Source organism: Streptomyces sp. CA-135486 (genome assembly GCF_050936555.1).
In the GTDB taxonomy this organism is placed as follows: domain Bacteria; phylum Actinomycetota; class Actinomycetes; order Streptomycetales; family Streptomycetaceae; genus Streptomyces.
The window spans coordinates 650,280-675,386 of the sequence record NZ_JBNJMM010000002.1; the positions used below are offsets into that span (position 1 = coordinate 650,280).

Genomic DNA, 25,107 nt, shown 5'->3' on the forward strand with positions numbered 1-25,107 from the left:
GACCAGTGCGTCATCAAGCCGTCACCGATTGTGAGTTGAGGGTGAGGTCGGGGGTCGTCAGCGGGCGGACGAGCGGTCAGCGGGCGTCGTCGGGGAGGAGCCGGGCGAGGGTGCGTACGGCCCGGTACTGGAGGGTCTTGATCGCGCCTTCGTTCTTGCCCATCACCCGGGCCGTCTCGGCGACCGAGAGGCCCTGCAGGAAGCGCAGGGTCACGCACTCCTGCTGCTGGGGGTTGAGCTTGCGGACCGCTTCGAGCAGTGCGGCGTTGGAGAGGGACTCCAGGACGGAATCCTCGGGGCTGCGCTCGACCTCGTTGGCGTCGAGCATCTCGCCGGTGGTGACTTCGAGGCGGAAGCGGCTGGACTTGAAGTGGTCCGCCACGAGGTTGCGGGCGATGGTGACGAGCCAGGCGCCGAAGTCGCGGCCCTGCCAGGTGAAGGTGGAGATACGGCGCAGGGCGCGCAGGAACGTCTCGCTGGTGAGGTCCTCGGCCGTCGCCTTCCCGCCCACGCGGTAGTAGATATAGCGGTAGACGGTGTCGCTGTACTGGTCGTAGAGCCGTCCGAAGGCGTCGGCCTCGCCCGCCTGGGCGCGCTCGACCAGCTCCATCATGCGGGCGCTGTCGCTGTCGGCGGTGGGCCGACGGGCGGCGGTCGAGGCACCGGAGCTGCCCCGGCTGCCTCGTCTGCCGACCGTGGCGCGGCCGTCGGTCAGGGCGTAGCAGGGGGCGGCGGGGCCGCTGGCGGCAAGGCGGGGCATGGCGAAGGCGGGGACGGCGTACGCGGTGGGGACGAAGCCGCGCAAGTGGTCGAGGACCGCTGCGCGCAGCGTAGCCAGGCCCGAGGCGTCAACCCCGACGTGTGGGTACACGGGACTCCCAGAGGCAGAGCTTCCATCACGTGCAGTGCGGGACCATTCACCCGTCGTGGGGACTGGTGGAGGTCCGTCATGCGTCTGAGGAGAATAACGCTTCGTACAGGCAGTGCTACACCCAGTTGCTCAAATCGCCGTTTCCGTCGCTTCTCTTACGACTCGACGGCGGATCAAGTGGCACATCGTGAGCGTTTGTTGATCGTATTGCGTCGCGATCTGTCCCAACGGGGGGTGAGTTGTGCACGAGGCACGGCAAGAGGACTGGCCAGGGGTGTGGCGGGGTAAGACCGGTGATTGGCTTGGGGGCGCGGGGCCACGCGGGTTCTGTGGTGCGTGGTCCGCCGGCTTCGCCCGACGGCACGCCGGGACGTTGCGTCGCGGGTCGGAGACGCGCTTCGACGGACAGCCAGCGGCATGGCAGCCCGCGCGTTCAGTCGGGCGTGCCCTGCCCAGAGCGACCCCCCTCGCGGCATGGCGTGGCTGCGGCGCGCCGGCCGCAGCGGCCGGGCTCGGGTCAGCGGCGGCGGCGGTGCAGGGCGACCGCGGCCGCCGTGCCGCCCGCCAGGGCGCCGACGCCCGCGGCCGCCGGGATGCCCACCTTCGCCGCCTTGCGGCCCGTCCTGTAGTCCCGCAGCCGCCACTCACGCTCGCGCGCGTGTTTGCGCAGCTTCGTGTCCGGGTTGATCGCGTACGGATGCCCCACCAGCGACAGCATCGGAATGTCGTTGTGCGAGTCGCTGTACGCCGCGCACCGGGTCAGGTCCAGGCCCTCCGCCGACGCCAGCGCCCGCACGGCCTCGGCCTTTGCGGGCCCGTGCAGCGGTTCACCCACGAGTTTGCCGGTGTACACGCCCTCGACGGACTCGGCGACGGTGCCCAGCGCGCCCGTCAGGCCGAGGCGGCGGGCGATGATCGTCGCCGTCTCCACCGGGGCCGCCGTCACCAGCCACACCTTCTGACCTGCATCCAGGTGCGCCTGGGCGAGTGCCCGGGTGCCCGGCCAGATGCGGTCCGCCATGTACTCGTCGTAGATCTCCTCGCCGATGGACATCAGCTCGGAGACCCGGTGGCCCTTCACGATCGACAACGCGGACTCTCGTACGTCCTGCATATGTTCCGGGTCTTCGACGCCGGCCAGCCGGAACCAGGTCTGCTGCCAGGCGAACCGCGCCAGTTCGCGGCGCTGGAAGAACTTCCGCTTGTACAGGCCGCGGCCGAAGTGGAAGATCGCGGCGCCCTGCATCACGGTGTTGTCGAGGTCGAAGAACGCGGCGGCCCGGTCGTCCCCCAGGACGGGGAACTCCGGCTCGGCAGGCGGGGCCGTGCCGTCCGGCGCCTCGAGCACCTCGAACTGCTGTGACGACTTCCGTGCTGCTTCCGCTGCTGCCTCGCCTGCGAGCACGCTCCGCGCGGTGGCGGAGCGTCTACGGGGCGTGAGCCATCCCAGTGCGGCCATGTCGTGAGCATAGCCAGTCCGTTCGGGACTTCCCGACACGCCGGGATGCGGTGGCGTGAACTCTCCGCGACCGCTCTGTTAAGCGGCGATCGTGCGCATGTCCGGGATGGGTGCCGTGTCCCGTACGCATGGGCGGACAGGACGGAGAATGGCTTTATGAGTCCTGTGCTGCGACGTACGAAGAAGAAGGCCGCCGAGCGCGTGGTGACGCTGATCGGGAAGCCGGGGTGTCATCTCTGTGACGACGCGCGGGCCGTGATCGAGGAGGTGTGCACCGAGACGGGCGCGTCCTTCGAGGAGAAGGACATCACGCAGGACGAGGCGCTGCACCGGGCGTACTGGGAGCAGATCCCGGTCGTCCTGGTCGACGGGGATCAGCACACCTTCTGGCGCGTGGATGCCGGGCGGCTGCGCCGCGCGCTGGGGGCGTAAGCGGAAAGGGGCTGCCTTCGCGGACGTTTTGCCGGTACTTCTCCGGCCGGCCGGGCTGACCCGGATCTGCTGACACGGCTCTATCGGGACGCGATGTGGACAGGGCACAGTAGGCGGTCTCGGGGGCCTATGCGTGAGGAGTGTGTACGGCTTTGCCCCCTTCGGCTCTTCAACGGACCGATGCGGTTCGCGGTTCCTGGAACAAGCGATCGGATTGCGTGACCCCGGTCACTTTGCACGGACAAAACGGACACCATCTTTGTGCACGCGTTCACAAAGACATAGCCTGCATTCGACGGGGCGGTCCTTGGACGTATGGCCGCCTGCAGCCTCGCTCATCCCGCAGGAGCACCGTGGCAACTGGCCGAAATCACCGACCGGCGACCCGAAGCCGAGGAATCCCCGAGGCCACCGTCGCCAGGCTTCCGCTGTACCTGCGCGCCCTGACCGCGCTGTCCGAGCGGTCCGTACCCACGGTCTCCTCCGAGGAACTCGCCGCCGCCGCGGGGGTCAACTCCGCGAAGCTGCGCAAGGACTTCTCGTACCTGGGCTCGTACGGCACGCGAGGCGTCGGCTACGACGTGGAGTACCTCGTCTACCAGATCTCCCGCGAGCTCGGTCTCACCCAGGACTGGCCGGTCGTCATCGTCGGCATCGGTAACCTCGGCGCCGCGCTCGCCAACTACGGCGGCTTCGCCTCCCGTGGTTTCCGGGTCGCCGCGCTGATCGACGCGGACCCGACGATGGCCGGGAAGCCGGTGGCCGGGATGCCCGTCCAGCACACCGACGAGCTCGAGAAGATCATCAACGACAACGGGGTGTCGATCGGCGTCATCTCGACGCCCGCCGGCGCGGCGCAGCAGGTGTGCGAACGCCTGATCGCGGCCGGTGTCACCTCCATCCTCAACTTCGCCCCCACCGTCCTCTCCGTGCCCGACGGCGTGGATGTGCGCAAGGTCGACCTCTCGATCGAGCTGCAGATCCTCGCCTTCCACGAGCAGCGGAAGGCCGGCGAGGAGGCCGAGGCCGCGGCAGGCCGGAAGGGACCGGACGGGGACATGCCCGCCGTGATGCCGGCATGAGCCTTCTGGTTGTCGGACTGAGCCATCGCAGCGCGCCGGTGAGCGTGCTGGAGCGGGCCTCGCTGTCCGCGGACGCGCAGATCAAGCTGTTGCAGGACTCGCTGGCGGCGGAGCCCGCGACCGAGGCGGCGGTGCTGGCCACGTGCAACCGCATCGAGCTGTACGCGGACGTGGACAAGTTCCACGCGGGTGTCGCCGAGCTGTCCACGCTGCTCGCGCAGCACAGCGGTGTCGGTCTCGAGGAGCTCACTCCTTATCTCTACGTCCACTACGAGGACCGGGCCGTCCACCACCTCTTCTCGGTGGCCTGCGGTCTCGACTCCATGGTCGTCGGCGAGGGCCAGATCCTCGGGCAGATCAAGGACGCGCTCGCGCTGGGGCAGGAACTGCACACCGCGGGCCGGCTGATCAACGACCTCTTCCAGCAGGCGCTGCGGGTCGGCAAGCGCGCGCACAGCGAGACCGGGATCGACCGGGCCGGGCAGTCGCTCGTCACGTTCGGCCTGGAGCAGCTCGCGGACGGCGCGGAGGTTTCGGGCTGGGCGGCGGACAAGCGGGTGCTGGTGATCGGCGCCGGCTCGATGTCCTCGCTCGCCGCGACGACGCTGGCGCGGCTGGGTGTACGTGAACTTGTCATCGTCAACCGGACCTTGGAGCGCGCGGAGCGGCTGGCCGCGGTGCTGGACGGGGCGAGCGGGGTTTCCGCGCGCGCGGTGTCGATGGCCGACCTTGACGACGAGCTGACACGTGCCGATGTGGCGGTGTCGTGCACGGGCGCGACGGGTCTTGTCCTGACGGCCGAGTCGGTCGCGACGGCGCTCGCGGAGCACACCGTCCCCGCCCCCGCGCCCCGGGCCGACCTGCGCGCACCGGACGGCAGCCTGGTGGCCCGCCTGGCGGCGACGGCCGCACGGGACGGGCGTGTGCATGACCGCTCCGCGTCGGTGGGGCTCACCGACGACGACGCGGGCACCGGTCGGGGCTCCGCCCCGAACCCCGCGCCTCAGACGCCGGCGGGGCCGGAAAGCGAGAGCTGCCCGGTGGGGCTGGACGAGCTGCATGTCGATGAGCTTGCGCAGCACGGGGCGTGGGTGGACAACGCGGCGCGGACCATCAGGCCCACCCTCGGAGCGCGGGCGGCACGCAGTGGGGCGGTGCGACTGGCCCTGCTCGATCTCGCCATGCCGCGGGACATCGACGGTGCCGTCCACCGGCTCGCCGGAGTACGGCTCGTCGACATCGAATCGCTCGCCGAGGCATCCGCCGACGCCCCCATGGCCGCCGACGTCGACCAGGTGCGCCGCATCGTCTCCGACGAGGTCGCCGCATTCGGCGCCGCCCAGCGGGCCGCGCACATCACGCCGACCGTGGTCGCGCTGCGCACCATGGCCGCCGATGTCGTCGAGGGCGAGATGGCGCGCCTCGAAGGGCGGCTGACCGGGCTCGACGAGAAGCAGCGCGCCGAGATCAACCAGACCGTGCGCCGCGTCGTCGACAAGCTCCTGCACGCGCCCACCGTGCGAGTCAAGCAGCTGGCCAGCGAGCCCGGGGGTGCCGGGTACGCCGACGCGCTGCGGACACTCTTCGACCTCGACCCGGAGACGGTCGCCGCCGTCAGCCGGGCCGACATGAATGACCCGAATCGAGGGCGAGTATGACCGAGAGGGCACTGAGGCTCGGGACCAGGCGCAGCAAGCTGGCCATGGCCCAGTCCGGGCAAGTGGCTCAGGCGGTGCGCCAGTTGACCGGACGCCCCGTCGAGCTCGTCGAGATCACCACGTACGGGGACACCTCCCGTGAGCATCTCGCACAGATAGGCGGCACGGGCGTCTTCGTCACCGCGCTGCGCGACGCGCTGATCGCCGGTGAAGTGGACTTCGCCGTGCACTCACTCAAGGACCTGCCCACCACGCAGCCCGACAACCTCTCGCTGGCGGCCGTGCCGCCGCGCGAGGACCCCCGGGACGCACTGGTGGCGCGCGACGGACTGACCTTCGACCGGCTGCCCGACGGCGCCCGCGTCGGCACGGGTTCGCCGCGCCGTATGGCGCAGCTCAACGCGTACGCCCGTACGCACGGCCTGCGCATAGAGACCGTACCGATCCGCGGCAACGTAGACACCCGGATCGGATATGTACGCAGCGGGGAGCTGGACGCCGTGGTGCTTGCCGCGGCCGGGCTCAACCGCCTTGGCAGGACCGACGAGGTCACCGACTTCCTGTCGGTCGACTTCGTCCTGCCCGCCCCCGGCCAGGGGGCCCTGGCGATCGAGTGTGCCGCGGCCAACGCGGACCTCGCCGCCGCGCTCGCCGAGCTCGACGACCCGCACACCCGGGTCGCCGTGACCGCCGAGCGTTCCCTGCTCGCCGCCCTGGAGGCCGGCTGCTCCGCACCTGTGGGTGCGTTGGCCGACCTGCTGGCCGACGGACAGGTTGTCACCGAAATGCGCCTGCGCGGCGTCGTCGGCACGACCGACGGCTCGACGCTGGTGCAGCTGTCCACCACCGGTCCCGTACCCACGTCGCACAGCGACGCCATCGCGCTCGGTCGCGAACTCGCGTCCGAGATGCTCGCCAAGGGTGCGGCTGGTCTTATGGGGGAGCGAGCACTTTGAGCCCCACCAGTCCCACCGCCAACGCATCCTCGACGCTCTCGGCACACGGGCACGTCACTTTCCTCGGCGCCGGTCCCGGCGACCCCGGACTGCTGACACTGCGCGCTGTCGAGGCGCTCGCGGGCGCGGACGTACTGATCGCCGAGCCGGATGTGCTCGAGGTCGTACGCAGCCATGCGAGAGCGAGCGTAAGCACGCCTGAACTGACGGTTGTTGACGACGCGTCAACAGCCGCCGGGATCCCCGTCCTCAGGGATGCGGCCAATCTTGTCATGGAGGCCGCGCGCAGCGGCAAGCGGGTCGTCCGTGCGGTGACCGGCGACCCCGGCCTGGACACCAACGCAGGTCAGGAGATGCTCGCGTGCGCCGCGGAGGGGATTCCCTTCGAGGTCGTGCCGGGTGTGGCGACCGCGGTGGGTGTGCCCGCGTACGCCGGTGTGCCGCTGCGCGACGCCCAGGGCGCGGACGTCCGCTTCGTGGACGCCCGCACCGCGAGCGAGCGTTGCTGGACCGAGGTCGGCGCGAGCGACGGCACGGTCGTCGTCTCGACGACGCTGGAGACGGTCGCCGCGGCGGCGGGCGAGCTGGTGGCGGCGGGCCGCAAGCCCGACACCCCGCTGACGGTCACCGTCGCCGGTACGACGACGCGCCAGCGCACCTGGACCGCGACGCTCGGCACGATCGCGCAGACGCTGAAGCAGGCGAAGGTGCTGCCGTCGCCGGACGGCCACCAGCCCGTCATAGCCGTGGTCGGTGAGCGCAGTTCCGCCGCTCAGCGCGACCAGCTCGCGTGGTTCGAGTCCAAGCCGCTGTTCGGCTGGAAGGTGCTCGTGCCGCGGACCAAGGAGCAGGCGGCGTCGCTCTCCGACCAGTTGCGTTCGTACGGCGCGGTGCCGCACGAGGTTCCGACGATCGCCGTCGAACCGCCGCGGACGCCGCAGCAGATGGAGCGCGCGGTCAAGGGTCTTGTGACCGGGCGTTACGAGTGGATCGCCTTCACCTCGGTGAACGCGGTCAAGGCCGTGCGCGAGAAGTTCGAGGAGTACGGGCTCGACGCGCGGGCCTTCGCCGGAATCAAGGTCGCGGCGGTGGGGGAGCAGACCGCGGCCGCGCTGGTGGACTTCGGTGTGAAGCCGGACCTCGTGCCGAGCGGTGAGCAGTCCGCGGCCGGTCTCCTGGAGGACTGGCCGCCGTACGACCCCGTCTTCGACCCGATCGACCGGGTCTTCCTGCCGCGTGCCGACATCGCGACCGAGACGCTGGTCGCGGGCCTCATCGAGCTCGGGTGGGAGGTCGACGACGTCACCGCGTACCGGACCGTGCGGGCGTCGCCGCCGCCGGCGGACACGCGCGAGGCGATCAAGGGCGGCGGCTTCGACGCGGTGCTCTTCACGTCGTCGTCGACGGTGCGGAATCTGGTCGGCATCGCGGGCAAGCCGCACAACGTGACCGTCATCGCGTGCATCGGTCCTGCGACCGCGAAGACCGCGGAGGAGCACGGGCTGCGGGTGGACGTCCTGTCCCCGGAGCCGTCGGTGCACAAGCTGGCGGAGGCGCTGGCGGAGTTCGGCGCGCGGCGGCGGGCGGCGGCGGTGGAGGCGGGGGAGCATGTGACCCGCCCGAGCGAGCGCCGGCCCGGGGGGCGGCGGAGGCGGACGACGTAACCCTGGCGAGTGCGGGTTTCGCGGGGCGGCGGCTGGGGGTTTCCCCCGCCCCGCCCTTTCCCGTAACTGGGGGCAAGCCCCAGACCCCCGCGCGCCGGCTTCGCGACGCGAGCTCAGGGGCTCCGCCCCGTGGCCCCGGACGCCCGCTGGGGCCCCACACCCGAAGGGCGTAGGGGGAGTGTCCTCAAACGCCGGCGGGGCTTGATATGCCAGGGCAGATCAAGCCCCGCCGGCGTTTGAGGCGCGGGATTTGGGGCGGAGCCCCCACATCAGAGGCGCTTCGCGCTGCGCAGCGTCGAGGCGTAGAAGCCATTGCCGTCGAGGCGGGACGTCCCGCCCTTGTCGCCCATGGTGGGGCCGTTGGCCTCCTCCCGGCTGGAGATGAAGATCTTGTGGCCGTCGGCGTCGTTGCCGAGGTACATCCCCACATGGTCCAGTCGCTGCCCGGTGCGCGAGTCGAGCTTGAAGAAGACCAGGTCGCCCGGCTGCAGCACATCGGTTGAGCTGGGCCGGTCCGCCGGACCGATGCCCTTGAGCGGGATGATGTCGACGCCGGCATCGGAGCGGGCCATGCCGTTGGAGCTGCGCGGCAGGCCGTCGCCAAACGTGTCGGTCGCCATCAGGGGGTAGCGAGCCCGGTAGCCGAAGACGGTACGGATGAAGCCGGAGCAGTCGATGGACCGGTACTTGGCCGGCTCGGCCGCCATCGTGGTGCCGTTGCGGAAGGTGTACGACTGGCCGAGGTAGTCGTAGAAGTCCGACTGCTCGATCCGGAGGTCGCCGCCTCCCACGGAGTCCGGGTTGAGGGGACCGAACGCGGCGTCGCCCGCGTACGGGGTGCCGTCCACGTCCTTCTTCACCGGTGCCTGGTCGCCGTACTGGAAGGCGATGGCGAAGAGGTCCTCCTTCTCGCTGCCGTAGTACTCCTTGAACCACTCCTTGAACCACTGCTCGCGCTCGGCACCCTTGCGCCACTCCTCGGGCATCAGCCGCACCCAGTTCTCCGTGACCACCTTGGACTTGGTGTTGGCGGGCTCGCTGAAGGTGCGGCTCGGGCCGGTCAGAGTGGCGGTCCGGGCGCCGTCGGTGAAGGTGGCGAGCACGTCGCCGGCACCGTCGCGCAGCACGGAGCGTGCGGGGTTCTTCAGCCGCTCCCAGTTCTGCGAGCCGCCCTCACCGACGGCACCGGAGTCGACGGGCTTGTCGGTGACCGCCTGGATGGCGGGTGCGCCGGCCTGCTCCTCCTTGCGCAGTTCGACGGTGAAGTACGCGCTGCCGGCCAGCAGCGCGATCACGGTTGCCCCGTGCAGGACGGGACGTGTGCGGCTCTTGGACTTGGCGGTCATTCGGTGGCTCCGGGTCGGTGGTTCGGCGGACGGGGCGTCACGCGTGCGGCATGAGGCCGAGCAGGATTCCCGCGGTCAGGACGACGTACGTCATGAGCGTCGCCGAACCCGTCGCGAGCAGCGTGGCGCCCTTGGGCTGGCGCACCAGCTGGTAGGCGATCAGGCCGGGCACGATGAAACCGAGGGTCTGGTTGGCATACAGGAGCGGGAATTTCATCTGCAGCACGATCACCACGGTCGCCTGCAGCAGCACGCCGATGAGCACCACCGCCGCGAACAGCCGCTTGCCGTAGAGGATCACAAAGCGCTGGGTGACCAGCGTGAGCACGTACGTCAGGACCGTGATGAAGACGACGAGCGCGGCGCGCTGCAGGTCCTCGGCGAGCGTGAGTGCCAGCCAGCCCGGCGTGATCATGCCGCCGGGGGAGAGGTTTGTCGTCAGGTAGCACAGGAGGGAGAACAGCAGGCCCAGCGCGATGCCGATCGCGGCGATCTCGGGCGTGAGGACGGCGGGGATCAACGGGGCTCTCCTGGGTTCTGCCACTGCTGGGGGGTCGAAGGGGGCTGCCGCTCGTACGGGAGTGCCTCGGGATGCCACTGCCGCGGACGGGCCTGTACACGGCGGTCCTCCTCGGCCGCGGGCAGGTGCGCGTACGGGTCGAGGTGCTTGACGTACAGCGGCACGGTCCGATCGTGCCGGGGGTGCCCGGGCCGCTCGGTGGTGCTGTCCGCGATGCCCGCCTCGTCCGTCTCCTCGTCGGGCGGCAGCTCCGCGAGGTGTTCAAGGAGGACCTCGCCCTGGCCGTGGATGTTGCCGATGGCGACGAGCGAGGAGTTCTCACCGAGCAGGCCGAGGAGTTCGTGCATGAACTCCTCGCCGTCGCGGGCGTCCCCGCCGAGGTCGACGGCGCGTGAACGCCATTCGGCGGGTATGGCGTCGATGGCGCTCTTGGCCGGGTGGCCGATGACGAACACCTTGTCCGGCTGGAGGCCGGGGACGATCTGGCCCATCTGGCCGTTGCGTTCGACGCGGTCGGGGCGGCAGTTGATGACGACGTTCAGCGGCCTGTTGATCGCGCCGAGGTCCAGCAGCTGGTTGATGTTCATCAGCGTCGACTCGGGGTCGTTGGCGGCGAAGACGTTGGCGAAGCGCAGCCGCTTTCCGCCCGGGGCGATGTAGCGCTCGACGGAGAGCACACCCGGGTCCGGCGGGGCGTCGTACATGCCCTGGAGCGCGGTGTCGCGGTCGATGCCGAGCAGGTCGGCGACGGTGAGCGCGATGGCCACGTTCTCCTTGAAGGTGAACCAGCTGAAGCCGCGCAGCTCTTCGTCGGTGACCTGCTCGGGGTCGGCGTAGATGAGCCGGCAGTCGCGCTTGTCGGCTTCCTCCTTCAGGACGTGGAAGCGGTCCTTCTCGGCGGTGACGCAGATACCGCCGTGCGGCATCGAGCGGGACAGCGACCGTGCGATGTCGTCCAGGGTCGGGCCCATTTCGGCGACGTGGTCCTCGCGGACGTTGCACAGCACGCCGATCGTGGACTGGATCAGCTTGGACTGGTTGATCTCCTGGAGCGCGGGCATGACCGCCATGCACTCCATGACCAGTGCGTCCGGCCGGTAGGCGGCGGCGCGCCGCACGATGCCGATCTGCTCGACGACATTCGCGATGCCGAACTTGCGGTAGACCGGCTCCTCGGTGGCGTCGGGGTGGATGAAGCGGGCAGCGGTGCCGGTGGTCTTGGCGACCGTCGTCAGTCCGCCGCCACGCAGCGCGCCCGCGCACAGGCGGGTGATGGAGCTCTTGCCGCGGATGCCGTTGACCAGCACCCTGGTCGGTATCTGGTCCAGGCTGGCGAAGTGCCGTCGCTGCTCGACGATGCCCGCGATCAGCATGATCGCGCAGCAGACGACGAGCACCGCGTAGAGGAAGAGCACGGTGGTTCAGGTCCTTCCGGCCGGACGGTAGCTGCCGGACCGGCCGGCGCTGCCGCCGACGTCCCGCTTGCGCTGTGCGTGCAGCTGCTGGCGGATGACTTCCAGGCTGCGGGTGACGGCGCCGACCTCGTCGTGATGGCGCGGGTACATGACGGTGCGCCGGTCCCCGTCGGCGAGGGCCTCGGCCCGCTGGGCGAGTTCACGCAGCGGCCGTGCGACGATGATGTGCAGCCAGCCGAGGCAGGCGGTGGCGGCCGTGAGACCGAGCAGCCCGGCCAGTACGGTGCGGTTCTGCACGTCGTACGCGGGGATGGCCAGGCCCTTGGCGGGCTGCCAGCTGACCACGGTCCACCCGAGCGGCCCGGCGACGCCGCCCCCGCCGAACGGGGCCGCCGCAGCGATGGACACGCCGTCGCTGCGGATGACCCTGCCCCTGGGACGGGAGCCGTCCGCGTCGCTGCCGCCGTCCTTGCCGGAAGCTTTCTGGTTCACCTTCGTCACCAAGGCGTCGATCCCGCCCGAGGGCAGGGCCTCGAAGGCCAGATAGCCGGTGTTGGCGCCGATCACGCGGTGCTTCTCGTCGACCACGCGAATCTGGCCCAGGCCCGGCCGCTTGAGCAGCGCGTTGAGATAGCCGATGCGCAACTCGCCGACGACGGCCGCGCCCTTGAGGCCGGGGGCGTCGGCGTACTCGACGACGATCGGCTCGCTGCCTCCCTTGCCGAGCAGGGCGACGGGCTCGGCCGACGGGCCTTTGCCGCGGGGGTGGCGGGGCTTGGAGCCGGACTTCGCCACGATGGTCCCGTCCGCCCCGAGCACATACACCGATGTGTAGCGCGCATGCTGGTTACGGGTCTGCTCCAGCGCCTTTGTCATGGCGGCGGGGGTGGTGCGGTCATCGAGCAAGGACGCCACCGAGGTCAGGTCGGCGTGGCTCTCGTTGAGCGCGCGCCGGACCCGGTCGGCCAGGGTGTCGGTGCGATCCCGCTGGTCGTGGACGATCGACTTCGGTACGGAGACGGAGTCTCCGGCCCTGTTGAGCAGCAGCACGAGCGGGACCGACCAGACGAGCAGCAGAACGCCACAGACGGCGACGAGCGCGCGCACACCGATTCTGCCGCGCCGGCCGCGGCCGGTTCCGGAGCGACCCTGGGTCTGAGCCGGCTCTCCGAGCAGCTGGCGGCGCAGCCGCTCCAGTACAGCTCCGATGCGGGACGCCTCGCCGTACTTCGGCTGAGTCACCGGACGGGTCAGGTCGCCGCGACTGAGCCGGCGACTCTCCAGGAAGAGTTGCAGCAGCGGCCGTTGGACCGTGCCGATCAGCAGGGCGACGGCGAGGGCACCGATGAGGAGCAGCGCGCCGGCGGCGGCGATCCCGAAGAAGGAGCCGAGTGCGGCGGTCCGGTTCTCGGGGATGTCGACGAGCGATACGACGGTGAGGCCCAGCGCGGTCGACTCGGTGGCCTCGCCGGGCACCGGGCCGGTCAGGGCCGCGTAGCCGGCCACCGGGCGCCCGTTTCCATGGGCCTGGCCGAGCAGGCTTCCGCTGACGCCGGGGAAGCCGCCGGAACCGGGCTCCTTGGTCGTCAGCGGATGCTGACGTGCCTTGTGTGCCGCTGTCCCGGCGAAGGAGGCGAGATCTTTCCCCGCCCGCTCGGCGTTCGCCCTGGCCTTGTCGGAGGCTCCACGACCGGGATCGGGGAGACCGTCGCTGCTGAGGACCTGCCCCGAGGAGTCGACCACCGCGATCGCGCGGTCGTCGCCGAGACTCACGCCGGGAAACTTCAGGCTGCTGGAGGCGATCAGCAGCTGCTGGGGCCGGCCGGGCCAGGACAGGACGGCGAGGGTGAGCAGTCGCGTCCCGCCGTGTTCGAGCCGGACCATGCGCGGGCTCAGCCCGTCCTTTTCGTGGAGCTGCGTCCGGTCGATGGCCGTCAGTGGCAGGTTCTCGCCCCGCTGGGCCTCGAGCCGTCCCGACTTGATCTCGATGACGGCGGTGCCGCGCCACTTCTGATAGACGCTGCCGAGCTTGTCGAGCACGGTGTCGGCCGAGACGGGCTCACCCGCGTTGAACATCGCGGCGGTACTGCTCAGATCGGTGATGCTCTCGTCCAGGGACGCGCGAAGTGCGATGGCGCCGTCCTCGGCGAAGTACTGCTGCGATGTGCGGACCGCCTCGGGAACGGGATCTTCGCCCGCGCGTCCGATCTGGAACGCCGTGAGCGCGGCGAGGCAGAGCAGCAGGGCGGCCAGCACGGCGATGGGGGGCCGTATCCCGCCCAGCAGCGACATGTCCGCCCTGCGGCGGACTTTGTGCCGTCGCTTTGTGCGCGACGCGGCCAACGGACGCTCCCTTTGAGTTGGTGGACGGGCATGCCGGGTCTTCGGCACGGCGAGTGTGTGAGTGCGTGAGTGCGGGCGGGTGCTCCGGCGTGGGTCCTACGCCGCCCGGCGGTGACGCGCGCGGCGTGCCCGCCGGTGAGTACCGGGGCCTGTGCCTGCGGGAGCGCCGAACCATCCGCAGCCGGTCAGGGACACAGGCCTTGGCGGGAGTGTCACCTGAGCGGGGGGAGGCGCATGGGCCGCAGTTTTCGTCACTCAGATATTTTCATCTGACTATGGCTGGATCTTTCGCAAAGCGGATAACGATTGGCGTAATTTTCGCTTCCATCTGCGTCGTCGTGACGTGTACCATGCGCGACCGCGTACAACCTTTTGCCGAGAAGCGGGAAACGCCGCGGGCCGAGCCCGTCGCGGCGGTCGATCTGGAAGAACGGATCGCCCGGTTCACGGCCGGGTTCGGTTCACGGGGCGGATACCGGATCCCCACGCGGGACGAACGGCAGACCGTCGCTGAGGGCGTCGCGCTGTTGCTGGAGGGACATCAGAACGAGGCCCGCACCCGCCTGGCCGAGGTCGACTTCACCGTGCAGACGTTCACGGACGGTGCCGGCGGACGCCGCTTCGCGGAGGTGTCCGACGCTGTCACCCGCACCGACGGGACGAACCGGGGCTGGGGCCGGGTGTACGTCGACCTGGAGGCGCCGCCACGCTGGTCGGTCCAGGTGCCGCACCCGATCGCCGACGTCGACACGGAGCGGCTGGGCGCACGCGTGCTGCGGAGCTCCCCGGGAGGCGTCATGGTGCTGGCGGGGGCACACCGTACGGCGGGCAAGGGGGATGCCGCAGACGTCGCCCACCGCACGGACTCCGTCTTCCACGAGATCGTGAAGGAGCTGATGCGGCGAGGACTCCCGGGGGTGCAGCTCCACGGCTTCGCGGACGAGTCCTTTCCGCGGTACGACGCCGTGGTCTCCACCGGCTCCGGGCGCCGGGCCGTCGGGGACGGCAGACGGCTCGCGAAGGCGTTCCGTTCCGCCGGGCTGGAGGTGTGCCGGGCCTGGGAGCACGAGTGCAGGCTGTCCGGCACGGACAATGTGCAGGGGCGGGCCGCGGCCAGGGAGAACCTTCCCTTCCTCCATGTGGAGCTGAGCGGAAGCACGCGTGCCGTCGAGGCCGGCCTCGACGAGTCGGCGCGGGCTGTTTCGAAGGTCGTTGACGGTTGGTCGAGGCCCTGAATTCAAGCGCCCGCACCGACGGGCTGTCGGTACGTGCCCCCTCCCGGCGGGCGTAGCGTTGCCCTTATGACTGCGTACGGTTCCTTTCCCGGCGCGCGGCCGCGGCGGCTGCGCACGACCCCCGCGATGCGGCGCATGGTCGCCGAGACGTGGCTCCACCCCGCCGATCTCATCCTCCCCGCCTTCGTACGGGAGGGCATCAGTGAGCCCGTGCCCATCTCCGCGATGCCCGGCGTCGTGCAGCACACCCGGGACACCCTGCGGAAGGCCGCCGTCGAGGCGCGTGAGGCCGGTGTCGCCGGGATCATGCTGTTCGGGGTGCCGGAGGACGCGAAGAAGGACGCCGCCGGGACCGCCGGCACGGACCCGGACGGGATCCTGCAGGTCGCCATTCGGGATGTGAAGGCCGAGGTCGGGGACGAGCTCGTCATCATGTCCGACCTGTGCCTGGACGAGTACACGGACCACGGCCACTGCGGTGTACTGGACGCGGACGGCCGCGTCGACAACGACGCCACCCTGGAGCGGTACGCCGAGATGGCCCAGGTCCAGGCCGACGCCGGCGTTCACGTCGTCGGGCCCAGCGGGATGATGGACGGCCAGATCGGCGTGGTCCGCGATGCGCTGGATCAGACGAGCCACGAGGACGTCTCGATCCTTGCCTACACGGCGAAGTACTCGTCGGCCTTCTACGGGCCGTTCCGCGAGGCCGTCGGCTCCTCCCTCAAGGGCGACCGCAAGACGTACCAGCAGGATCCCGCCAACGTCCGGGAGTCCCTGCGGGAGTTGGCGCTGGACCTGGAAGAGGGCGCCGACATGGTGATGGTCAAGCCCGCCGGTCCCTACCTCGACGTCCTGGCGAAGGTCGCGGACGCGGTCGACGTACCGGTCGCCGCGTACCAGATCAGCGGTGAGTACGCGATGATCGAGGCCGCCGCCGAGAAGGGCTGGATCGACCGGGACAAGGCGATCGCGGAGGCGCTGCTCGGCATCAGGCGGGCCGGGGCGAACATGATCCTTACATACTGGGCGACCGAGGTCGCGCGCACGCTCTGAGAGACATAAAGCGGCTGCGGACCGGGGAAGGCTCCCGGCCCGCAGCCTGTGTGGGGGGTGTCAGCAGTACAGGTTGGAGCCTGTGGGCACGCCGAGGATCTGAGTGAACCGCGTGTAGCTGTCGACGCGGCTCTGGACCTGCGCCGGGTTCTTGCCGTCGCACTCCAGCGAGCCGTTGATGGAGCGGATGGTCTGGCCGAAGCCCGCCTGGTTGACCATGGCGTTGTGCGGCGTCATCGTGCCCGGCCCGTTCTGGGTGTTCCAGTACCAGAGGCCCGTCTTCCACGCCACGGCGGCGTCGTTCTGCACAAGCCAGGGGTTGTTGAGCAGATCGATTCCGAGCGCGTCGCCCGCGGCCTTGTAGTTGAAGTTCCAGCTGAGCTGGATCGGCCCGCGGCCGTAGTACGCCGACTGACCGGCCGGGCAGCCGTAGGGCTGGCTCCAGTCGCAGTAGTGCGGGTAGTTGGCCTGGTTCTGCTCGACGACGTAGACCAGACCGCCCGTCTCATGGCTGACGTTCGCGAGGAAGGCCGCGGCCTCCTGCTTCTTCACCGTGTCGCTGCCGGTGTTCGCGAAGCCCGGGTACGCGCTCAGCGCGGCCGTCAGCCCGCTGTACGTGTAGAACGAATTCCGGCTCGGGAACATCTGGTTGAACTGCGCCTCGCTCACGACGAAGCCGGAGGGCGACGGGTTCCCGCCACCGCTACAGGTGTACGGGTCCCAGTACCAGGTGCTGATGGTGGGGTCGTAGCCCGGATTGTCGTGCTCCGCGATGTAATACTTGCCGTCGGTGTATTTGACAACGTTGCCAGTGACATAGGACGTACCGGCGGACCAGTTCGGCGCGGAGGTGCAGGCGTCCGTGGTGGCGGCGGTGGCGGCGGGCATGAGGACCGCGGCCAGTCCGCTTCCTACGAGGACCGCGATCAGCAACGCCATGATGCGGTGTCTCAGCACTCGATCACTCCTTTGCACGCAACGGCGGTGCCGTGGTGGGGGGTTGTGCCGCACACTCAAGCGCGTTGACGTGATCGAGTCAAGGTATAGACCAATGCGAAGTTGGGTTTGCCGGGAAGTGGGTGCCTGGCGTGGTCGTTCCTGTGGAGATGTGCGGGCGGAACACCCTCAGCGGTCGAGGCCGGACGTCACGAAGGAGGACCAGGTGGCGGGGGTGAGGGTGAGCACGGGGCCGTCGGGGTTCTTGGAGTCCCGGACGTGGACGGCGGCGGGGTGGGAGGCCACTTCGACGCAGGCTCCGCCCTCGTCGCTGCTGTAGGTGGACTTGCGCCAGATGTAGGCGACTTCGAGGCAGTCGCCACCGTCGCTGCCGCTGTAGCTGGACTTGAACCACTGCAGTGCGGTGCTCATTGCTCTCCTAGCAAACGGTCCAACAGGCCCACGGTGTCCTCTTGGTTGAGGGCCTGAGTCCGCAGCATCGCATACCTCTGGGCAAGGATGCTCACCTCATCCAGGTCCGAAATGAGCTGACTTCCACGCTGAGTTTCGGCGTACGCGAGGTATTGATGATCCGGGGTCTCCAGCAGAATGAAGGGGCCGTCGAGAGCGGGGTGAGCCCCTCGATCGAGCGGCATGACCTGGATGGAGACGCCAGGGAGTTCGGCGCAGGCGCGGAGGTGGCGAATTTGCCCCGTGTGGGTCTCCCCATCTCCGAGGCGAAGCATGAGCACCGGCTGCCAGATGACGAAGCTGATGCTCATTGGGTTCTTGCGCTGCAAGATCTCCTGGCGCTCAATGCGGGTGGCGACGCGCTTGGTGATCTCATCCTCATCGAGGATGGGGATGCGGCTGCGGAAGACGGCGCGGGCATAGTTCTCGGTCTGCAGCTGTCCCGGAACGACCTGGTTCTGATACGAGGACAAGGCGATTGCCTCGCGCTCCAAGTCCATGTACTGCTCGGCCCACGCCGGGATGAGATCAATTTCGGGCATGTTGGCGACCGCTGTCTCCAGCGCCCTCTTGGTTTCCAGCAGACGGTCCAGCTGTACGGCGAGGTCAGGCTTGAGTGGGCGGCGGCCCTGCTCAATCGAGGCGATCGTCTCCAAGTTCACGTTGATCAAACTGGCCAGTTCGCGCTGGGTGAGCCCGGCCGCTTCCCGGAACATGGCCAACTGCGCGCCCACGAGCTTCATCGCCGACGCGTTCTTCCGCTGCCGCTTTCTGGGGTGCATACACGTCCAACTCCCCACCCATGTCCGTACGTCACGCCCTGCGGGCCCGTACGGATTTCTTGTACGGGTTCGCGTACTGCACCACCGTAGTCACGGGGAGTGACGCTCGTCTCATGAAAGACGTCATTCAACAACCCTGTCTGCGCGAGCAGTTCTACCTTCGCGAGCGGCGATCCGTCCCCGCTGCCAGGGAGTTCGTACGAGCCGTGCTCGCCGACTGGGGCCTCGGCACCCGCACGGACGACGTACTGCTCTGCGTGAGCGAGCTCGCCACCAACGCCCTCGTCCACGGCGTCCCGCCGGGGCGCGGCTACCGGCTGCGACTGTTGAGGTACGAGGACGGGCTGCTGCGCGTCGAGGTGCACGACAGCGGTGGCGGACAGCCCGGGGTGCGGGAGCCGGACGGGGAGTCGGGCCGGGGGCTGGTGCTCGTGGCCGCGCTCGCCGACAAGTGGGGGGTCGGCGAGCGCGATCCCGGCAAGATCGTGTGGTGCGAGTTCGGACAGTGGTGATCTGAGCGCGGACGGAGCACTCTGGAGGGGTACCTCTGGAGGTGATCCGCCATGCAGACACTCGTCGGATGGCATGTGGAGATGGAATTCAAGGAGGACGGTGACCGGACCAGAGCCGCCGCCATGGTGAGGCTCGGCGACGGCACGGAAATTCGCGGTCACGGCAACGCGCAGCGTCATCACTCCGACCCGGAGCAGCTGCGGGTGGGCGAGGAGATCTCGGGCGCACGGGCGCTCATGGACATCGCGTCGCAGCTGCTGCAGAAGGCACACGTAGAGATCGACGAGGCCTCGGGCAGGACGTCGCACGCGCTGCAGTGAGGCCCAGGAGCAGTGATCTAGTAGGCGAGCGCATCATCCATGGTGCTCTGCCAGTAGCTGACGCTCGCGGTGTCGTCGATGTACGTGCCCGCGGGGAGCTTCAGCTCGTCGGGCTGGGTGTCCGTCGAGCCCGATCCGTCGCGCGGGGCGAAGGAGACGCCCAGGTTCTTCGCCGTGCGGCCGTTCCCGCCGCTGCCGTCGGCGCTGGACAGGAGGATGGAGGCGTACGCGGACTCCCCGGGCGAGAGGGTCACGACCGCCTGCGGCCTGCTGTCGTCCATGATCTGGGTGACTGCCTGGGCATCGTCGAAGCGGAGCAGCGGGGCGTGGTAGGCGTTGCAGCCCTTCGAGCCAGTGTTGGTCATGGTGAGCAGCAGGTGGTTGATGGGGCGGGACACCTTGGTGACGGTGACCTTGGTGTTCGCGCCGATGCAGGCGGCGGTGACGGGGCCGCTGTCCCCTGCCTTGCCCTTGTCGCCTGCCTTGCCGGAGCCCTTGGGGGTGGGCTTGGCGCCCCCCGCGGGCTGATCGGTCGGTGGGGTCTTGTCCGCGGCGGGGGCCTTGGGCGTGCCCCCTGGGCTGGACGGGGCCACCGCGTCCGGATTGCTGGGGCTGTTGTCGGACGACTGGCAGGCGCCCAGCGAGAGGGCGGCGAGCAGCGTGGTGGTGGCGATGGCGGTCTTGCGCATGGTGTTCGGTTCTCCCCGTAGCGATCTGTGGTGGATCAGTAGTGGCAGATGAGGGCCGTGACGGTCGCGGTCGCCGCGATCAGTACGAGCACGGCCACGGCATCCACGACGCCGTTTCGGATGCGGTTTCGCATGTGGCCAAAGACTGGGCGGCGGTGGATTCGAGCCGCAACAGCCCCTGAACCATTGGGGATGCTGGAACGCTTCCGCGTACTGTGACCTGGGGGGACATGGCGTCCCTGGAACGGCGTTCCGGGACGGTCCACGGGGCTCACGAGGGGGAACACCGCAGTGGCAACGCCAGAGGCCGAGGAGTTCGCGGCCCTTCTCAGGGAACTCAAGGACCGCTCGGGACGCAGTTACGGCGTGCTGGCGGGCAAGCTCCACGTCAGTACGTCCACGCTGCACCGGTACTGCAACGGGGACGCCGTCCCCACCGAGTACGCGCCCGTCGAGCGGCTCGCACGGCTGTGCGCGGCGACGCCGGACGAACTCGTGGAGCTGCACCGACGCTGGATCGTGGCGGACGGGGCGCGGCGGCGGGCGCGGGCCGAGGGGGCGGTGCCGGAGGCGGCCGAGGCTCCCGCCGAACCGGAGGTCGCGCCGGAGCCCGTGCCGGATGCCGATGCCGAGGCCGGGGTCGCGCCGCGCACCCGTGACCACAAGCGGATGCGGATCGCCTTCGTCGCGGGCGCTGTTGTCGCCCTCGCCGTGCCGGCCGCACTCGTCGCGGCCTACACGGGCAAGCCGGACCACGAGGACAAGGGGAAGTCCGGAGCCGTCGTAGGCGCCCGCACGCTCCCGGTGCCGTCCCCGTCGGGGAGCGCCTCGCCGAGCGGCAGCCCTTCCCCGACCACGTCGCCGAGCGAGAGCCCGTCGGCTTCACCGTCGCAGAGCCGCGCGACCAAGCCGCCGGCGACCGTCGGCGTACCGCTGCGTGTGGGCGTCAGTTCGTACAACTGGGACTCGCCCTGCGGCCAGTACTACCTCCTGGACCAGGCCCCGGGAGCGGTCCCGCCGCCGCCCGCGCCGCAGGACCACCGGAGCTGGGCCCGCGCGCTGGGCGGAGTGGACGGCGGCCACATGCTGCTTCAGCTGACCGCGACGGGCAAGACAGCGGACTCGGTGGTGCTGAATGCCGTGCACCTACGGGTCGTTGAGCGCGGCGCACCCCTCGACTGGAATGCGTACTCGATGGGCGACGGCTGCGGCGGCGGCGTCACCCCGCAGACCTTCGACATCGACCTGGATGCCGCGCATCCGCTGGTGAAGCCCGTGGCGGGGCAGGACGGCGACACCGTCGTGCCCGCCAAGGACTTCCCGTACAAGGTCGCGTCCAACGATCCGCAGGTGCTCAACCTCGACCTGCACACCGAGGGACACGACGTCAGCTGGTACCTGGAGCTCGACTGGAGCAGCGGGGACCGGCGGGGGACGGTACGTGTCGACGACGGCGGCAAGCCGTTCCGTACGAGCGCGACCAAGGGACGGACCCAGTACGGATACTGGCCGGACAAGAGCGAGTGGGTCGAGCAGCCCTCTTCCTGAACGAGGGCGTCTGAAGGGGGCCTCTGAGGGCCCCTTCAGACGTCAGAGACGCTCGGGGGTGCGGATGCCGAGGAGTGCCATGCCCCGGTGGAGCGTGCGCGCGGTCAGGTCGCACAGGAAGAGACGGTTCTCGGCCACCTCCTGCGCGGGTGCCGGCTTGATGACCGGGCACTGGTCGTAGAACGTCGTGTAGAGCGACGCAAGCTGGTACAGATACGCGGCCAGCTTGTGCGGCTCGTACGACTCGGCGACCTCCGCCAGCATCTCCCCGAACTGGTCCAGATGCAGGGCCAGCGCCCGCTCCGCCGGGGCCAGTTCGAGCTCCGGGTGGGCCGCGGGCCTGCGGTCGCCGGCCTTGCCGAAGATCGACCGGATACGGGCGTACGCGTACTGGATGTACACGGACGTGTCGCCGGTCAGCGACACCATCTGGTCCAGGTCGAACTTGTAGTCCCGGGCGGCCGAGGTGGAGAGGTCCGCGTACTTGATCGCTCCGATGCCCACCTGGGTGGCGCGCTCGGCGATCTCCTCCTCCGTCAGGTCCTGGGACTTCGAGCGCACGACGGCCGTCGCGCGCTCGATCGCCTCGTCCAGCAGGTCCACCAGCCGAACCGTCTCGCCCTCACGGGTCTTGAACGGCTTGCCGTCCTTGCCGAGCACCGTGCCGAACGCCAGCTGCGCCGCGTGCACCTTGTCGTTCAGCCACCCCGCCCTGCGCGCGGTCTCGAAGACCATCTTGAAGTGCAGGGACTGCCGCGCGTCCACGACGTACAGCAGGGTGTCCGCGCCCAGGTTCTGGACGCGGTCGCGGATCGCGGAGAGGTCGGTCGCCGCGTAGCCGTAGCCGCCGTCGGACTTCTTGACGATCAGCGGGGTCGGGTTGCCGTCCGGGCCCTTGACGTCGTCGAAGAAGACGCAGAGCGCGCCGTTGGAGCGGACCGCCACGCCCGACTCCTCAAGGAGGCGGCAGGTCTCGTCCAGCATGTCGTTGTAGCCGGACTCGCCCACGACGTCGGCGTCCCGGATCTCCATGTCGAGCTTCTCGAAGACCGAGTTGAAGTAGATCTTCGACTCGTCGACGAACTTCTGCCACAGGGAGACGGTCTCCGGGTCGCCCGCCTGGAGATCGACCACCCGGCGCCGCGCCCGGGTCTTGAACTCCTCGTCGGAGTCGAAGACGACGCGGGCGGCCTTGTAGAGGCGGTTGAGGTTCGACATGGCCTCCTCGCCGGAGACCTCCTCACCGCTCTTGTGGTCCAGCTCGTGCGGGTGCTCGATCAGATACTGGATGAGCATGCCGAACTGCGTGCCCCAGTCGCCGATGTGGTGCCGCCGGATGACCTGCTCGCCCGTGAACTGAAGGATCTGCACGACCGCGTCGCCGATCACGGCGGACCTCAGGTGGCCGACGTGCATCTCCTTGGCGACGTTCGGCTGGGCGTAGTCGATGACCGTCGTGCCGGGGTTCTCGGCGAGCGGGACGCCCAGGCGGTCGTCAGCGGCGCGGGCGGCGAGCGTCTTCACGATCGCCTCGTCGGTGATCGTGATGTTGAGGAAGCCGGGGCCGGAGACCTCGATCTCCCTGATCACATCATTGGCCGGGAGCGCGTCGGTGACCTTGGCCGCCAGCTCGCGCGGGTTGCCCTTCAGCTTCTTGGCGAGCGCCAGGATGCCGTTGGCCTGGAAGTCGGCCCGGTCGCTACGTCGCAGCAGGGGGTCGACGGAACCGGCCTCCGGCAGGGCTGCCGAGAGGGCGTCCGCGAGGCGCTGCTGCACGGTCGAAGCGAGGGAAGGGACCGAGGCCATGAGCTTCCGTTCCTGTTGGTGACGGCTATATCGGTTGTCAAGTGTCCCATGGGCGAGGAGCCTCTCTCTCCAGGTTTTGTCCCTGGAAACGGGCAACCTCGGACGACCTCGTTCCGTCTGGGAGAATGGCTAACGCCAAGCTTCGAGAATTCTCGAGAAAGAAGGACGTGCCAACCGTGGCTCAGAGCAGCACCGAGACCGACTGGGTCTCCCGTTTCGCGGACGATGTCATCGCCGAATCGGAGCGACGTGCGCCTGGGAAACCGGTTGTCGTCGCGTCCGGACTCTCCCCCTCCGGCCCCATCCACCTGGGCAATCTCCGTGAGGTGATGACCCCGCACCTGGTCGCGGACGAGATCCGGCGGCGTGGGTACGAGGTCAGGCACCTGATCTCCTGGGACGACTACGACCGGTACCGGAAGGTGCCGGCGGGCGTCGCGGGCGTGGACGAGTCATGGGCCGAGCACATCGGGCGGCCGCTGACCTCGGTGCCCGCGCCCAAGGGGTCCCCGTACCCGAACTGGGCCGAGCACTTCAAGGCCGCGATGATCGCGTCGCTGGCGGAGCTGGGCGTCGAGTACGACGGCATCAGCCAGACCGAGCAGTACACCTCGGGTGTGTACCGCGAGCAGGTGCTGTACGCGATGAAGCACCGCGGGGACATCGACGCGATCCTGGCGCAGTACCGGACGAAGAAGGCCCCGGGGCAGAAGAAGTCGCAGAAGCCGGTCGACGAGGCCGAGCTGGAGGCCGCGGAGGGCTCCGGCGCGGCGGCCGAGGACGACGGCACGAGCTCGGCCGGGTACTTCCCGTACAAGCCCTACTGCGGCAACTGCAACAAGGACCTGACGACGGTCACGGCGTACGAGGACGAGACCACCGAGCTGACCTACAGCTGCACCGCGTGCGGCTTCGCGGAAACGGTCCGGCTGAGTGAGTTCAACCGCGGAAAGCTGGTCTGGAAGGTCGACTGGCCGATGCGCTGGGCGTACGAGGGCGTCATCTTCGAGCCTTCGGGTGTCGACCACTCCTCGCCCGGGTCGTCCTTCCAGGTCGGCGGCCAGATCGTCGGGATCTTCGGTGGCGAGCAGCCGATCGGCCCGATGTACGCGTTCGTCGGGATCTCCGGGATGGCGAAGATGTCGTCGTCGCGCGGTGGCGTGCCGACGCCTGCGGATGCCCTGAAGATCATGGAGGCGCCGCTGCTGCGCTGGCTGTACGCGCGGCGCCGGCCGAACCAGTCCTTCAAGATCGCCTTCGACCAGGAGATCCAGCGGCTGTACGACGAGTGGGACAAGCTCGAGTCCAAGGTCACGGACGGGAGCGCACTGCCGGCGGACGCGGCGGCGTACTCGCGGGCCGTGCGGACCGCGGCAGGTGAGCTGCCGCGTACGCCGCGGCCGCTGCCGTACCGGACGCTCGCGTCCGTCGTCGACATCACGGCCGGGCACGACGAGCAGACGATCCGGATCCTGAGCGACCTGGACCCGGCGAACCCGCTGTCCTCGCTGGACGAGGTGCGGCCGCGGCTGGACCGTGCGGAGAACTGGATCTCCACGCAGGTCCCGGCGGAGGCGCGGACGGTCGTGCGCTCGGAACCCGACACGGAGCTGCTCGGCTCGCTCGACGACGCGGGCCGGGAGTCGCTGCGGCTGCTCCTCGAGGGGCTGGACACGCACTGGTCCCTGGACGGTCTGACGACGCTGGTCTACGGCGTGCCGAAGGTGATGGCGGGCCTGGAGGCGGACGCCAAGCCGACGCCGGAGCTGAAGGCGGCGCAGCGGTCGTTCTTCGCGCTGCTGTACCACCTGCTGGTGGGGAAGGACACGGGGCCGCGGCTGCCGACGCTGCTGCTGGCGGTGGGGGCGGACCGGGTGCGGAAGCTGCTGGGCGCGTAGGGCTCGCCTGCGGCGGGCTGGCCCCTAACCCGCCCTCCCCCTACGGTCTGGCGGCCGTGGGAGGTACCCCCCATCCCGTAACTGGGGCTTCGCCCCAGACCCAGGAC

22 protein-coding genes are annotated in these 25,107 nt (G+C 69.6%); 11 read left to right on the forward strand and 11 right to left on the reverse strand.

Annotated elements, in window-relative coordinates; all coding sequences use genetic code 11:
• Window positions 1–76: 76 nt before the first annotated feature.
• A complete protein-coding gene (locus tag ACQEVG_RS22180) occupies window positions 77–871 on the reverse strand; it encodes an ECF subfamily RNA polymerase sigma factor, BldN family (protein WP_432986648.1) in 795 nt (264 codons plus the stop codon).
• A gap of 517 nt (window positions 872–1,388) precedes the next feature.
• Complete coding sequence (locus ACQEVG_RS22185; RefSeq protein WP_432986650.1) at window positions 1,389–2,330, reverse strand: HAD family hydrolase; 942 nt, start codon at window positions 2,328–2,330, stop codon at window positions 1,389–1,391.
• Window positions 2,331–2,486: 156 nt separating this feature from the next.
• Here ACQEVG_RS22185 and ACQEVG_RS22190 point away from each other — a divergent pair, with 156 nt between their 5' ends.
• The 5 genes from ACQEVG_RS22190 (at window position 2,487) to ACQEVG_RS22210 (ending at window position 8,122) form a co-directional block, all read left to right on the forward strand.
• Complete coding sequence (locus ACQEVG_RS22190; RefSeq protein ID WP_404725420.1) at window positions 2,487–2,762, forward strand: glutaredoxin family protein; 276 nt, start codon at window positions 2,487–2,489, stop codon at window positions 2,760–2,762.
• Window positions 2,763–3,115: 353 nt separating this feature from the next.
• On the forward strand, window positions 3,116–3,844 hold the full coding sequence (locus ACQEVG_RS22195; RefSeq protein WP_432986653.1) for a redox-sensing transcriptional repressor Rex: 729 nt from the start codon (window positions 3,116–3,118) through the stop codon (window positions 3,842–3,844).
• Window positions 3,841–5,502: a glutamyl-tRNA reductase gene (locus tag ACQEVG_RS22200; protein WP_432986655.1), complete on the forward strand. Its 1,662-nt coding sequence runs from the start codon at window positions 3,841–3,843 to the stop codon at window positions 5,500–5,502. The genes ACQEVG_RS22195 and ACQEVG_RS22200 overlap by 4 nt, the downstream gene beginning before the upstream one ends.
• A complete protein-coding gene (gene hemC / locus ACQEVG_RS22205; protein WP_432986657.1) occupies window positions 5,499–6,458 on the forward strand; it encodes a hydroxymethylbilane synthase in 960 nt (319 codons plus the stop codon). Before ACQEVG_RS22200 ends, hemC begins: the two co-directional genes overlap by 4 nt.
• Entirely contained in the window at window positions 6,455–8,122 is a 1,668-nt protein-coding gene (locus ACQEVG_RS22210) for a uroporphyrinogen-III synthase (RefSeq protein WP_432986659.1), read from the forward strand. Before hemC ends, ACQEVG_RS22210 begins: the two co-directional genes overlap by 4 nt.
• 269 nt (window positions 8,123–8,391) lie before the next feature.
• Here the strand turns inward: ACQEVG_RS22210 and ACQEVG_RS22215 are convergent, their stop codons facing one another.
• Genes ACQEVG_RS22215 through ACQEVG_RS22230 form a run of 4 tightly spaced genes read right to left on the reverse strand, consistent with a single transcriptional unit; the run spans window position 8,392 to window position 13,695 of the window.
• Window positions 8,392–9,468, reverse strand: coding sequence for a C40 family peptidase (locus ACQEVG_RS22215; protein ID WP_432986661.1), 1,077 nt, complete (start codon window positions 9,466–9,468; stop codon window positions 8,392–8,394).
• 37 nt (window positions 9,469–9,505) lie between these two features.
• Window positions 9,506–9,988: a poly-gamma-glutamate biosynthesis protein PgsC/CapC gene (locus ACQEVG_RS22220; protein WP_432986663.1), complete on the reverse strand. Its 483-nt coding sequence runs from the start codon at window positions 9,986–9,988 to the stop codon at window positions 9,506–9,508.
• Window positions 9,985–11,403 carry a poly-gamma-glutamate synthase PgsB gene (gene pgsB / locus ACQEVG_RS22225; RefSeq protein ID WP_432986665.1) on the reverse strand — a complete coding sequence of 473 codons (1,419 nt, stop codon included), beginning with the start codon at window positions 11,401–11,403 and terminating at the stop codon, window positions 9,985–9,987. Before pgsB ends, ACQEVG_RS22220 begins: the two co-directional genes overlap by 4 nt.
• 6 nt (window positions 11,404–11,409) lie before the next feature.
• On the reverse strand, window positions 11,410–13,695 hold the full coding sequence (locus ACQEVG_RS22230; RefSeq protein ID WP_432992801.1) for a HAMP domain-containing protein: 2,286 nt from the start codon (window positions 13,693–13,695) through the stop codon (window positions 11,410–11,412).
• A gap of 401 nt (window positions 13,696–14,096) precedes the next feature.
• On the opposite strand from ACQEVG_RS22230, the gene ACQEVG_RS22235 reads away from it, so the two are divergent.
• Both ACQEVG_RS22235 and hemB read left to right on the forward strand, forming a co-directional pair.
• Entirely contained in the window at window positions 14,097–14,981 is an 885-nt protein-coding gene (locus ACQEVG_RS22235; protein ID WP_432986667.1) for a hypothetical protein, read from the forward strand.
• A gap of 66 nt (window positions 14,982–15,047) precedes the next feature.
• On the forward strand, window positions 15,048–16,037 hold the full coding sequence (gene hemB / locus ACQEVG_RS22240; protein ID WP_432986669.1) for a porphobilinogen synthase: 990 nt from the start codon (window positions 15,048–15,050) through the stop codon (window positions 16,035–16,037).
• Between the two features lie 60 nt (window positions 16,038–16,097).
• Here the strand turns inward: hemB and ACQEVG_RS22245 are convergent, their stop codons facing one another.
• The 3 genes from ACQEVG_RS22245 to ACQEVG_RS22255 form a co-directional block, all read right to left on the reverse strand.
• Window positions 16,098–16,994, reverse strand: a complete 897-nt coding sequence (locus ACQEVG_RS22245; protein WP_432986671.1) for a glycoside hydrolase family 19 protein — start codon at window positions 16,992–16,994, stop codon at window positions 16,098–16,100.
• 168 nt (window positions 16,995–17,162) lie between these two features.
• Window positions 17,163–17,405 (reverse strand): DUF397 domain-containing protein, encoded by a 243-nt coding sequence (locus ACQEVG_RS22250; RefSeq protein ID WP_432986673.1) that lies wholly within the window; start codon window positions 17,403–17,405, stop codon window positions 17,163–17,165.
• Window positions 17,402–18,226: a helix-turn-helix domain-containing protein gene (locus ACQEVG_RS22255; RefSeq protein ID WP_432986675.1), complete on the reverse strand. Its 825-nt coding sequence runs from the start codon at window positions 18,224–18,226 to the stop codon at window positions 17,402–17,404. The genes ACQEVG_RS22250 and ACQEVG_RS22255 overlap by 4 nt, the downstream gene beginning before the upstream one ends.
• 113 nt (window positions 18,227–18,339) lie before the next feature.
• Between ACQEVG_RS22255 and ACQEVG_RS22260 the strand changes: the two genes are divergently transcribed.
• Together ACQEVG_RS22260 and ACQEVG_RS22265 are read left to right on the forward strand one after the other, a co-directional pair.
• Complete coding sequence (locus ACQEVG_RS22260; RefSeq protein ID WP_432986677.1) at window positions 18,340–18,738, forward strand: ATP-binding protein; 399 nt, start codon at window positions 18,340–18,342, stop codon at window positions 18,736–18,738.
• A 51-nt stretch (window positions 18,739–18,789) separates the two neighbouring features.
• Window positions 18,790–19,059 (forward strand): DUF1876 domain-containing protein, encoded by a 270-nt coding sequence (locus ACQEVG_RS22265; protein ID WP_432986679.1) that lies wholly within the window; start codon window positions 18,790–18,792, stop codon window positions 19,057–19,059.
• Window positions 19,060–19,076: 17 nt separating this feature from the next.
• On the opposite strand, the gene ACQEVG_RS22270 is transcribed toward ACQEVG_RS22265, so the two are convergent.
• On the reverse strand, window positions 19,077–19,748 hold the full coding sequence (locus ACQEVG_RS22270; protein WP_432986681.1) for a DUF4232 domain-containing protein: 672 nt from the start codon (window positions 19,746–19,748) through the stop codon (window positions 19,077–19,079).
• 291 nt (window positions 19,749–20,039) lie between these two features.
• Here ACQEVG_RS22270 and ACQEVG_RS22275 point away from each other — a divergent pair, with 291 nt between their 5' ends.
• Window positions 20,040–21,296: a helix-turn-helix domain-containing protein gene (locus ACQEVG_RS22275; RefSeq protein WP_432986683.1), complete on the forward strand. Its 1,257-nt coding sequence runs from the start codon at window positions 20,040–20,042 to the stop codon at window positions 21,294–21,296.
• 42 nt (window positions 21,297–21,338) lie between these two features.
• Here ACQEVG_RS22275 and argS read toward each other — a convergent pair whose 3' ends face one another.
• Window positions 21,339–23,102: an arginine--tRNA ligase gene (gene argS / locus ACQEVG_RS22280; RefSeq protein ID WP_432986685.1), complete on the reverse strand. Its 1,764-nt coding sequence runs from the start codon at window positions 23,100–23,102 to the stop codon at window positions 21,339–21,341.
• Window positions 23,103–23,269: 167 nt separating this feature from the next.
• Between argS and lysS the strand changes: the two genes are divergently transcribed.
• Window positions 23,270–25,000 carry a lysine--tRNA ligase gene (lysS, locus tag ACQEVG_RS22285; RefSeq protein ID WP_432986687.1) on the forward strand — a complete coding sequence of 577 codons (1,731 nt, stop codon included), beginning with the start codon at window positions 23,270–23,272 and terminating at the stop codon, window positions 24,998–25,000.
• Window positions 25,001–25,107 lie beyond the last annotated feature (107 nt).

What these genes read in the sequence shown, in the direction of transcription:
- ACQEVG_RS22185 (WP_432986650.1), bottom strand. Translation starts at nt 2,330, where the DNA reads ATGGCCGCACTGGGATGGCTCACGCCCCGTAGACGCTCCGCCACCGCG.
- ACQEVG_RS22190 (WP_404725420.1), top strand. Translation starts at nt 2,487, where the DNA reads ATGAGTCCTGTGCTGCGACGTACGAAGAAGAAGGCCGCCGAGCGCGTG.
- ACQEVG_RS22200 (WP_432986655.1), top strand. Translation starts at nt 3,841, where the DNA reads ATGAGCCTTCTGGTTGTCGGACTGAGCCATCGCAGCGCGCCGGTGAGC.
- hemC (WP_432986657.1), top strand. Translation starts at nt 5,499, where the DNA reads ATGACCGAGAGGGCACTGAGGCTCGGGACCAGGCGCAGCAAGCTGGCC.
- ACQEVG_RS22215 (WP_432986661.1), bottom strand. Translation starts at nt 9,468, where the DNA reads ATGACCGCCAAGTCCAAGAGCCGCACACGTCCCGTCCTGCACGGGGCA.
- ACQEVG_RS22230 (WP_432992801.1), bottom strand. Translation starts at nt 13,695, where the DNA reads ATGTCGCTGCTGGGCGGGATACGGCCCCCCATCGCCGTGCTGGCCGCC.
- ACQEVG_RS22235 (WP_432986667.1), top strand. Translation starts at nt 14,097, where the DNA reads ATGCGCGACCGCGTACAACCTTTTGCCGAGAAGCGGGAAACGCCGCGG.
- hemB (WP_432986669.1), top strand. Translation starts at nt 15,048, where the DNA reads ATGACTGCGTACGGTTCCTTTCCCGGCGCGCGGCCGCGGCGGCTGCGC.
- ACQEVG_RS22250 (WP_432986673.1), bottom strand. Translation starts at nt 17,405, where the DNA reads ATGAGCACCGCACTGCAGTGGTTCAAGTCCAGCTACAGCGGCAGCGAC.
- ACQEVG_RS22255 (WP_432986675.1), bottom strand. Translation starts at nt 18,226, where the DNA reads ATGCACCCCAGAAAGCGGCAGCGGAAGAACGCGTCGGCGATGAAGCTC.
- ACQEVG_RS22260 (WP_432986677.1), top strand. Translation starts at nt 18,340, where the DNA reads ATGAAAGACGTCATTCAACAACCCTGTCTGCGCGAGCAGTTCTACCTT.
- ACQEVG_RS22265 (WP_432986679.1), top strand. Translation starts at nt 18,790, where the DNA reads ATGCAGACACTCGTCGGATGGCATGTGGAGATGGAATTCAAGGAGGAC.
- ACQEVG_RS22270 (WP_432986681.1), bottom strand. Translation starts at nt 19,748, where the DNA reads ATGCGCAAGACCGCCATCGCCACCACCACGCTGCTCGCCGCCCTCTCG.
- argS (WP_432986685.1), bottom strand. Translation starts at nt 23,102, where the DNA reads ATGGCCTCGGTCCCTTCCCTCGCTTCGACCGTGCAGCAGCGCCTCGCG.